This is a genomic window from Nocardioides marmoraquaticus (genome assembly GCF_054777915.1).
Genome location: NZ_BAAHAA010000001.1, coordinates 279,231 through 288,271, shown reverse-complemented (window position 1 = coordinate 288,271; position 9,041 = coordinate 279,231). Strand labels below are relative to the sequence as shown.

Here is a 9,041-nt window from a genome sequence, read left to right as displayed (position 1 = left end):
GCAAGCTCACCCCGATCGAGTTTGAGACCATCTACACGGCCGCTGACGCGGCCTGAAACCACACACCCCAAGTGACAACCAGACCTTCAGCAGTCCCGTACTTCGGACTGGGCGACCACGCGGGGAGGGCCTTCACGGGAGCGCGGTTCGACACGTGGGACAGCTCACGGACCCGCGCCACTTCCGCAAACCTCATCACAGCGGACGATCTGGTTGCCGTCACCTTCCTCTCAGTCGAGGTTCCCGCGAAAGCCGCGTTCGAGCTGCTCGACACCTCGTCCGCCGAATTCTCTGCGCTCCTCGAGGAGCTCGGGCCCGATCGCGATCTCGTCAACGAGAAAGTGGCGTGGGCAGAGGACTGGGCTGGGTCTCGTCTCTGGATGAGGCTCACACAGCTTCCCGACATTGGGCCCACGACGGCGTCAAAGCTCTTCGCACGGAAGCGGCCGAGGTTGAGGCCGATCTACGACACGGTGATCGCAGACGTCCTCGGCACGAAGTCACTGTGGGAGCCGCTGCGGGCAGAGCTGCAGCGCGACGCAGGCTTGCACGACCGGCTCCTCGAGCTCCGATCGAGTGCCCGCGTCAGCCCGGCAGTCTCGGCCATCAGAGTCTTTGACGTCGTGACCTGGATGATCGGAAAGGGTTACTAGCTGCCGTAGGTCGACGGTCCGATGCTGAGCTACTCGCTCCGCGGTGCGTCGAACGTGACGGTGACGTCGTCGTACTCCAGTGCACCAAGCATGCCCTCGAGAAACTTCTGCGTGTTCGACTCCGCCCGCTCGCGGAGGTCCGACTCCTGCGCCGCGGAGGCGAGTCGCTCCTCGGCGGAGAGGTAGAGCTCCTGCTGGTCGGAGGCGGAGAGGGCGTCGCCGACGCGGTCGAGCAGGCCGCGGTCCTGGGAGAACAGGCGCGTGGCCGACTGGTCGAGGTTGGGCTGGTCGAGCTCGGCGGGCGGCAGGTCGATCGATACCGAGCGGCCGTCCTCGGAGACCGACAGGTCGCCGTCGCCGAGCGACGACAGGTCGATGTACGCGTCGACGGTGCCGGAGGCGACGAAGAGCGAGCGGCGTCCGGAGATGAAGTCGGGCACGAAGCGGGTGTCGTCCTCGAGGTCGACGACGACCTGGAAGGTGCCGGTGGCGGCGTCGTACCGACTCACGTCCCGTACGGCGGTCAGCAGCGCCGGCTGGCTGCGGTCGACCTCGTCGCTGCCGAACGGGAGCCCGACGCCGGTCACGCGCAGCGCCACGACCGCGACGACCACGAGCATCGCGGCCACCGCGAGGGCGAGGACGCCACCGATCACCTTGCGCATGGGCGCTACGTGTCCCGCGCGAGGGAGGCTCATGCGCGGGTACGCCTGTGACATGGCCTGGCAGCAGCGACTCGGCACGGTGGGTGTGTGGCGCGGGGTGGGCGACGTCGACCCCGGCATGGCGAAGCAGATCGAGGACCTCGGCTACGGAGCGCTCTGGCTCGGCGGGTCACCACCGGCCGACCTCGAGGCGGCCGAGCGCCTGCTCGAAGCCACCAACGCCCTCGTCGTCGCCACCGGCATCACCAACATCTGGTCGGCCGACGCGGTCGAGCTGGCGGAGGCGTACCACCGGATCGAGGCGCGCTTCCCCGGCCGCCTGCTGCTCGGCATCGGCTCAGGCCACCGCGAGGCGACGCCGGAGCGGGTCAAGCCGCTGCAGGCGATGTGGGACTACCTCGACGTGCTCGACGCCGAGGGCGTGCCCGTCGACGTGCGCATCCTCTCGGCGCTCGGACCCAAGATGCTCGCGACGTCGGCCGAGCGGTCGATGGGCACCCACCCCTACCTGACGATCCCGTCGCAGACTGCCGAGATGCGCACCGACCTCGGTCAGGACGCCGTGATCGCCGCCGAGCAGACGGTCGTGCTCGACACCGACGCCGACGCGGCGCGCGAGAAGGCGCGGCAGTTCCTCGGCCGCTACCTGCAGCTCGACAACTACACCCGCACCATGAAGCGCGGTGGGTTCACCGACGACGACGTCGCGCTGCCCGGCAGCGACCGGCTCGTCGACGAGATCGTCGTGCACGGCGACGCGCAAAGGCTCGCCGACGGCGTACGGGCCCACCTCGACGCCGGCGCCGACCACGTCTGCGTTCAGGTCGTGCCGGTGGGCAGCGACGTGGTCGGCACGCTGAGCGAGCTGGCCGGGGCGCTCGGGTTCTCGAGGGGCTGAGCAGCGAGCCGGCGGGGGTCGTCCGGCGGCAGCGAATCGAGCAGCACCCGCTGCGGGTGGGCGGCCGAGCCGGTGACGAGGTAGCGCTGACCGGGCCGGACCCGTGCCGCCTCGGCGTACACCGACGGCGGGTACGCCGCGGGTGCGTCAAGCGCCTCCCGCACGAGCCGCCGCGGGTCGTAGCGGCGTGGATCGAGCTCGGTCCACTCGCCCAGGTCGGCGGCGGCCCGCGCCCTGCTGGCGTCCATGAACGCGCGGAACGAGCCGACGGTGTCGGCGAGCCGCTGGGCGTACGCCGGCAGCCGAGTCGGGCCGATGACGAGGCCGGCGACGATTGCCACCACGAAGAGCTTCTCGAAGGTCAGTCCGAACACGGTGCGAGCTCCTTGTCGCGACGTGAGGCGGCGACCGCGCGGCGGTCGTGGACGTGGGCGATGCCGAGGGCGGCGCCGAACAGGGCCGACATGGGTGCGGCGACCAGGAACATCGACAGCACGTCGGCCGCCGGGGTGACCAGCGCGCTGAAGAGCGTGATGGCTACGACCACCAGGCGCCAGCTGCGCCGCAGGGTGGCGGCGCTGAGCACGCCCATCAGGTTGAGCAGCACCACGAAGACGGGCAGCACGAAGGCGACGCCCACGGCGACGACGAGCTTGAGCACGAAGTCGACGTAGTACGTCGCGTCGAGGATCGTGCTGTCCTCCGACGACGCGAAGCCGGTCAGCACCTCCACCACGTGGGGGAAGATCCACAGCCCGAAGGCGCAGCCGAGCGCGAAGAGCGGCACGGCGCTCGCCAGGAAGCCGTAGGTCCAGCGGCGTTCGCGCCCGCTCAGGCCCGGGGTGACGAAGGCGAACAGCTCGAGCAGCCACACCGGGCTCGACAGCACGATGCCGGCGTAGATCGCGATCTTGAGCCGGAGGTCGAAGGCACCGGTGACGGTGTCGTAGTTGAGGCTCGCGACCCGGTCGGCGGCGAGCTGCTCGATCGGGGAGCGGAGCACGTCGACGACCTGCTCGGAGAGGGCGAACCCGACCGCGATCGCGACCAGCAGGGCCGCCGCCGCACGGAGCCCCCGCCGGCGCGCCTCGCGGACGTGCGAGGCGACGGGCATCGTGCCCCGGGCGACGGCGGCGGTGCTCACGAGACCTGGCGTACGCCGCTCGGCGCGGCCGCGTGGTCGGCGGCGGCGTCGCTGCGCGTGCGGTCGTCGGTGTGGACCTCGTCCTTGAGGATCCGCATCGACTGGCCGACGCCCTTGGCGAGGGCCGGCAGCTTCGCGGAGCCGAAGACGAGCAGGACGATGGTGAGGATGACCAGCGCGTGCCAGCCGGACAGGTTCTGCAACATGGGTGTCTCCAGGGGTGGGGGTGGGGTGGTCAGCGGTCGGAGGGGGGCGGGCCGGAGGGCGGGTCGCCGCCCATGCCGCCGCCACCGCCGCCCATCTGGGCGTTGCCGGGCTCGGTGGTGGTGTCGACGTCGACGGTCAGCGAGCCGACGAAGCCCGACTCGGCGTCGCCCCTGAGGGTCGGCAGCTGCAGGTCGTAGCCGTCGCCGAAGATGCCGTCGTCGTCGATGCTGCCGACGCGGGCGAGGTTGTCGGCGGAGCCGCTGTAGGCGTCGAGGGCGTAGACGTCGCCGAGGATCTCCTCGGGGATCGCGACCTGCGAGGTCGCGATGCAGTTGGCCACGTCGGTCGCGGAGTCGGCGTCGGGGTAGACCTCGAAGTGGATGTGCGGCCAGCGTCCGTCGTAGCAGCCGGGCACGATCGTGGCGAAGGTCAGCTCGCCGTTGCTGTCGGCGACCTGCACGCCACGGAGGAACGTCTCGTCCTCCACGCCCTCGCTGTACATCGAGTAGCGCCCCTGCGCGTCGCACTGCCAGGCGTAGACGGCCGCACCGGCGTACGGCGCGTCGTCGTTGGCCATGTCGACCACCGTGAAGGTGAGGCTGAGCGGCACGCCGTCGACGGTCGTACCGCCATCGAGGCTGGAGGTGATGTCGCTGCGCACGATGCCGGAGTCCTCGAGGACGTTGAGGTCGGCGGTGCCGTCGGCCGGGTAGGGGCCGTTGGTCTCCTCCGGGATCTCGCCGTCGGAGGTGGTGCTGCTCGTCGCCGCGGCCGCGGAGCCGCTGCTCGAGCCGGAGCCCGCGCCGCAGGCGGCCAGGGCCAGCGTGCCGACCCCGAGGCCGACGACGCCGAGCACGCTGCGGCGGGTGACGAGGGTGGCGACGTCGAAGCCGACGCCCTGGTCGACCACCTCGTCGTCGGGCCGCGGCAGCAGCCGCCCCTCGTAGGCGGGTCCCCGCGGGGTCAGGTCGGGCTCGGGTACGTCGGGCATGGGTCGCGCTCCTCGGGCTGGTCCGTCGTTGTGACAGCCACGATGCGCGGCGCCGCTGGCGCGACGTTGTGCGTCGGTTGTGGGGTTCCTGTGAGCGCTGGCGCGTCAGGCGACCTTGCGCGCCGCGCGTCGCGCGGCGAGGCCCGAGGCGACGAGCGTGAGGCCGGCGCCGACGAGCCAGATGTCCTTGGCGATGCCGATGCCGTCCTGGGTGGGGCGCACGCCGTCGTCCTCGGTCAGGCCGGGGGTGTTGAGGTACATCTGGATCAGCCCGCCACCGAACGCCGTCAGCGCCGCGCCGGCCACCGTCGACGGCACGACCGGCGCGATGAGCGCCGCACCCAGGGCGATCTCGCCGGTGCTCAGCGCCTTGCCGAAGGTCGCGGGGCTGACCTGCTTGACGAAGGGCAGCCCGTTGGCCGCCATGTCCTGCATCCCGGCGGCCGCCTCGACCGGCAGCGAGCGCTTGCCCAGGCCGCTGTTGAGGACGAAGGCGCCGGTGGCGAGACGGAGGGGTGCGTGGCTGAGGTTCATGAGGGCCCTAAGTGGCAGCGCGTCCGTCGTATTCCGCGCAGGCACGGCAGCGTCAGTGCCACGGCGATCCCTCGGCCGGGACCAGGATCGTCGAGGTGCCCCGGTCGATCGACGGACGTCCGTCGATCGCGCTCACCCGATGGCGAGCGGCGAGAGCCTGCAGGGTGATCGCATGGACGGCATGCCTCACCTTCCTATCGCGTGCGCCCATCACCCGACCGTGCGGTCGCTGTCAGGATCCGGTCGTCCGGAGACGCCAGCGGCGACCCGGACCTGACATCGAGCGGTCCGCCGGGCCGAGTCGCTACCGGGTCTCCGACCAGACGTGGTCGATCTGCGTGGCGGTGGCCTCGGCGAGCTCGCGGTCGACGTACCGCTCGACCAGGTGCAGCGCCATGTCGATGCCCGAGCGGATGCCGCCGGAGGTGACCAGTGCTCCCGCGTCGACCCACCGGACGTCGCTGCGCACCTCGGCACCGGTCGCCCGCAGCGCTGCGACGTCCTCCCAGTGCGTGGTCACCGGCCGGTCGCCGACGAGCCCCAGTCGCTGCAGGAAGAAGGCCCCGGTGCAGACGGAGACGAGGACGTCGGCCGCCGGGGCCAGAGCGGCGACGGCGTCGGGCGTGGCCGCGTCGACGTCGATGGCGCCCGGCACGAGCAGCAGCCCGACGCCACCCTCGGCCACCACCTGCTCGACCGTGTGCGTGGGTACGACGGTCAGCCCGCCGTACCCGTCGGAGGGGCCCTCGCCGACCACCAGCACCTCGAAGGCCGCGGGTCGTCCGCGGCGCTCGAGCAAGCGGTTGGCGGTCAGCAGCACCTCGTACGGCCCGACGAGGTCCATCAGGTCGGCCCGGTCGAAGACCAGCAGCCCGCATCGCAGCGTCACGACCGCCAGTCTCGGCCGGCGTGCGGCGAGAGCACCAGTGCCGGCGCTGCCAGCGGCCATCGAGATCCCGCCGCGCCGCAGGCCCGCGGGGGAGCACGACGAAGCCCCCGCCGGCGGACCGACGGGGGCTGCTGCGCGCCTGTAGGGATTCGAACCCCAAACCTTCTGATCCGTAGTCCTACTCAGACGGTTCGAGACCTGTCCAAAGCCGACTCGGCGCGCCTGCAGTCGACGTTCAGCCTCTACAAAGTAGCAGCTCAGGGGGCTGGCGGGGTTGCAGTCAGGCAGAGTCGCGGGTAGTCGAGCACAGGCACCCCGAGAGCACTCGGGCGAGTTGTTGAGCCGGAATTGAGCCGGGCTCGCGCAGTCGCGACCCGGTTCGCGACTCGAAGCGTCCCGACGAATCCGAACACCTGTGGCGCCAGCGCCCAGCTAGGCGTCGTCGCTCCCCGGCGAGCTGGCGGGGCAGCGCCTTCAGGAGAAGTTACTGGGTTCATTGATACCCCTAGGGGGTATGGTCGGAGTATGAGTTGGTCCCCTCAGAAACATGTCCCTAACCGTTTCGCCCCCCAATCCGGGGAGCAAGCGACGGACCTCGTCTGCGGGATGCAGGTGGACCCGGCGACAACCGAGCACTCCGTTACCCGGGACGGCGAGACCCGGTACTTCTGCTCGGCGCACTGCCGCAGCAAGTACGTCGCCAACCCTGACTCGTACGAGCACATGGCTCCCGGGGCCCGCGAACACGAGCGGCACGGGCACGGGAGCCTGAGCGCAGACATTGGTTCAGGGACCGGTGGGTCGGCGGATGTCGAGTACACGTGCCCGATGCACCCGGAGATTCGTCAGATGGGTCCGGGACCGTGCCCTCTCTGCGGGATGGCGTTGGAGCCGGTGACGGTCACGGCGGACACCGGCCCGTCTGAGGAGCTGCGCGACATGACGCGCCGATTCTGGGTCGGGCTGGTGCTGGCGCTGCCGGTGTTCGTGCTGGAGATGGGCTCGCACCTGTTCGACGTCATCCACGACGCGGTCCCGGCGTCGACGTCGGTGCTGGTGCAGTTCGCGCTCGCGACGCCGGTGGTGTGGTGGGCCGGTTGGCCGTTCTTCGTGCGCGGCTGGGCGTCGATCCGGACCCGCAACCTGAACATGTTCACGCTGATCGCGATGGGCACCGGCACTGCCTGGACCTATTCCACGGTCGCGACGTTCGCACCGGGGATCTTCCCGCCCCAGCTCCGTAGCGACTCCGGTTCCGGTTCCAACAGCGGCATGTCCGGCATGGAGGGGATGGCGTCGTCGGGGATCGGGTCGGTGGCCGTCTATTTCGAGGCCGCTGCCGTCATCACGGTGCTCGTGCTGCTCGGCCAGGTCCTCGAGCTCCGGGCCCGTGAGCAGACCTCAGGTGCCATCAAGGCGCTGCTGAACCTGACCCCGAAGACCGCCCGACGCGTCACCGCCGACGGCTCGGATGAAGAAGTGGACCTCGACGCCATCGTGGTCGGGGACCGGTTGCGGGTGCGGCCCGGCGAGAAGGTGCCGGTCGACGGCACCGTCGAGGACGGGCGTTCCTCGCTCGACGAGTCGCTGGTGACCGGCGAGTCCATGCCCGTCACCAAGGCCGGGGGTGACCGGGTCATCGGGGGCACGCTGAACCAGACCGGCAGCCTCGTCATGGTCGCCGACAACGTCGGTCGCGACACCATGCTGTCGCGGATCGTCACGATGGTCGCCGAGGCCCAACGCTCCCGTGCACCGATCCAGCGCACGGTCGACCGGGTCTCGGCGGTGTTCGTGCCCGTGGTCATCGCGGTTGCTGTGGTCGCGTTCGTGACGTGGCTGCTCGTTGGGCCTGACCCGGCCTTGGCGCACGCGCTCGTGGTGGCGGTCTCGGTGCTGATCATCGCCTGCCCCTGCGCACTCGGGCTGGCGACTCCGGTGTCGATCATGGTCGGCGTCGGACGTGGCGCGAGCAACGGTGTGCTCATCAAGAACGCCGAAGCGCTCGAGCGCATGGAGAAGGTCGACATCATCGTGCTCGACAAGACCGGCACGCTGACCCAGGGCCGTCCCTCGGTCACCCGCATCGTCACCGCACCCGACGGCAGCACCAGCAATCTGTCGGAGAGCGACGTGTTGCGGCTGGCCGCCGGGGTGGAACGCGCCTCGGAGCACCCGCTCGCCCAGGCCGTCCTGACCGCTGCCTCTGACCGGGGTCTGACGGTGCCTGAGGTGACCGACTTCGACGCCCCGGCCGGCAAGGGTGTCGTCGGAACCGTCGAGGGCCGGATCATCGCGGTCGGGTCGGCAGGGTTCATGACCAGCCGCGACCTCGACCCGGCGGCGTTGACCGAGACGGCCGATGAGCTGCGCGGTGGGGGCGCGACGGTCGTGTTCGTCGCCGTCGACGACACGGTGGCCGGGGCGATGGCGATCGCCGACCCGGTCAAGGACACCACTTCCGAGGCCATGGCCGCGCTCCGCGGCGACGGGATCGAGGTGGTCATGCTGACCGGGGACAACCAGGTCACGGCTCACGCGGTCGCGCAGCGGCTCGGGATCGAGCGGGTCGAGGCCGAGGTCATGCCCGATCAGAAGGCCGACGTCGTGAACCGGCTCAAGGGCGAGGGCAAGGTCGTGGCGATGGCTGGGGACGGCGTCAATGACGCCCCCGCCCTGGCTGCCGCCGATGTCGGCCTCGCGATGTCGAGCGGCACCGACGTCGCGATGGAGTCCGCCGCCGTGACCCTGCTGCACGGTGACCTCAACGGCATCGTCAACGCCCGCCGCTTGTCGGAGAAGACGATGCGGAACATCCGCCAGAACCTCGTCTTCGCGTTCGTGTACAACGCCGCCGGCATCCCGATCGCAGCTGGAGTGCTCTACCCGCTCACCGGCACCCTGCTGTCCCCGATGCTCGCCGCGGCCGCGATGGCGCTGTCGTCATTCAGCGTCATCACGAACGCGCTGCGGCTGCGAACTCAACGCCTTACCTGACCCCCAGCCGCGGGGGCGTGTGACACGTTCGACCCGGGACGTCGAGCCTTGGGCTGCTTGAGC

Annotated in this window: 10 protein-coding genes and 1 tRNA gene; 3 read left to right on the top strand and 8 right to left on the bottom strand. The window is 70.6% G+C overall.

Annotated elements, in window-relative coordinates:
* Positions 1-71 precede the first annotated feature (71 nt).
* Positions 72-653, top strand: coding sequence for a DUF6308 family protein (locus ACYU8I_RS01530; RefSeq protein ID WP_460836590.1), 582 nt, complete (start codon positions 72-74; stop codon positions 651-653).
* Positions 654-682: 29 nt separating this feature from the next.
* Here ACYU8I_RS01530 and ACYU8I_RS01525 read toward each other — a convergent pair whose 3' ends face one another.
* On the bottom strand, positions 683-1,318 hold the full coding sequence (locus ACYU8I_RS01525) for a DUF4230 domain-containing protein (RefSeq protein ID WP_460836589.1): 636 nt from the start codon (positions 1,316-1,318) through the stop codon (positions 683-685).
* Positions 1,319-1,370: 52 nt separating this feature from the next.
* Between ACYU8I_RS01525 and ACYU8I_RS01520 the strand changes: the two genes are divergently transcribed.
* Positions 1,371-2,216 (top strand): LLM class F420-dependent oxidoreductase, encoded by an 846-nt coding sequence (locus tag ACYU8I_RS01520; RefSeq protein ID WP_460836588.1) that lies wholly within the window; start codon positions 1,371-1,373, stop codon positions 2,214-2,216.
* Here the strand turns inward: ACYU8I_RS01520 and ACYU8I_RS01515 are convergent.
* The 7 genes from ACYU8I_RS01515 to ACYU8I_RS01485 form a co-directional block, all read right to left on the bottom strand.
* Positions 2,138-2,590 (bottom strand): hypothetical protein, encoded by a 453-nt coding sequence (locus ACYU8I_RS01515; protein ID WP_460836587.1) that lies wholly within the window; start codon positions 2,588-2,590, stop codon positions 2,138-2,140. The genes ACYU8I_RS01520 and ACYU8I_RS01515 overlap by 79 nt on opposite strands.
* Positions 2,578-3,360 carry a twin-arginine translocase subunit TatC gene (gene tatC / locus ACYU8I_RS01510; protein WP_460836585.1) on the bottom strand — a complete coding sequence of 261 codons (783 nt, stop codon included), beginning with the start codon at positions 3,358-3,360 and terminating at the stop codon, positions 2,578-2,580. The genes ACYU8I_RS01515 and tatC overlap by 13 nt, the downstream gene beginning before the upstream one ends.
* Positions 3,357-3,566, bottom strand: a complete 210-nt coding sequence (locus tag ACYU8I_RS01505) for a twin-arginine translocase TatA/TatE family subunit (protein WP_460836584.1) — start codon at positions 3,564-3,566, stop codon at positions 3,357-3,359. The genes tatC and ACYU8I_RS01505 overlap by 4 nt, the downstream gene beginning before the upstream one ends.
* Before the next feature lie 29 nt (positions 3,567-3,595).
* The gene (locus tag ACYU8I_RS01500) at positions 3,596-4,558 is read right to left on the bottom strand and encodes a dioxygenase family protein (RefSeq protein WP_460836583.1); all 963 of its coding nucleotides are present in this window, start codon (positions 4,556-4,558) and stop codon (positions 3,596-3,598) included.
* A gap of 105 nt (positions 4,559-4,663) precedes the next feature.
* Positions 4,664-5,092, bottom strand: a complete 429-nt coding sequence (locus ACYU8I_RS01495; protein WP_460836582.1) for a hypothetical protein — start codon at positions 5,090-5,092, stop codon at positions 4,664-4,666.
* A 304-nt stretch (positions 5,093-5,396) separates the two neighbouring features.
* The gene (locus ACYU8I_RS01490; RefSeq protein WP_460836580.1) at positions 5,397-5,981 is read right to left on the bottom strand and encodes a DJ-1/PfpI family protein; all 585 of its coding nucleotides are present in this window, start codon (positions 5,979-5,981) and stop codon (positions 5,397-5,399) included.
* 132 nt (positions 5,982-6,113) lie between these two features.
* Positions 6,114-6,203, bottom strand: a tRNA-Arg gene (locus ACYU8I_RS01485).
* A gap of 303 nt (positions 6,204-6,506) precedes the next feature.
* Here ACYU8I_RS01485 and ACYU8I_RS01480 point away from each other — a divergent pair.
* Positions 6,507-8,978: a heavy metal translocating P-type ATPase gene (locus tag ACYU8I_RS01480; protein WP_460836578.1), complete on the top strand. Its 2,472-nt coding sequence runs from the start codon at positions 6,507-6,509 to the stop codon at positions 8,976-8,978.
* Positions 8,979-9,041: the final 63 nt, after the last annotated feature.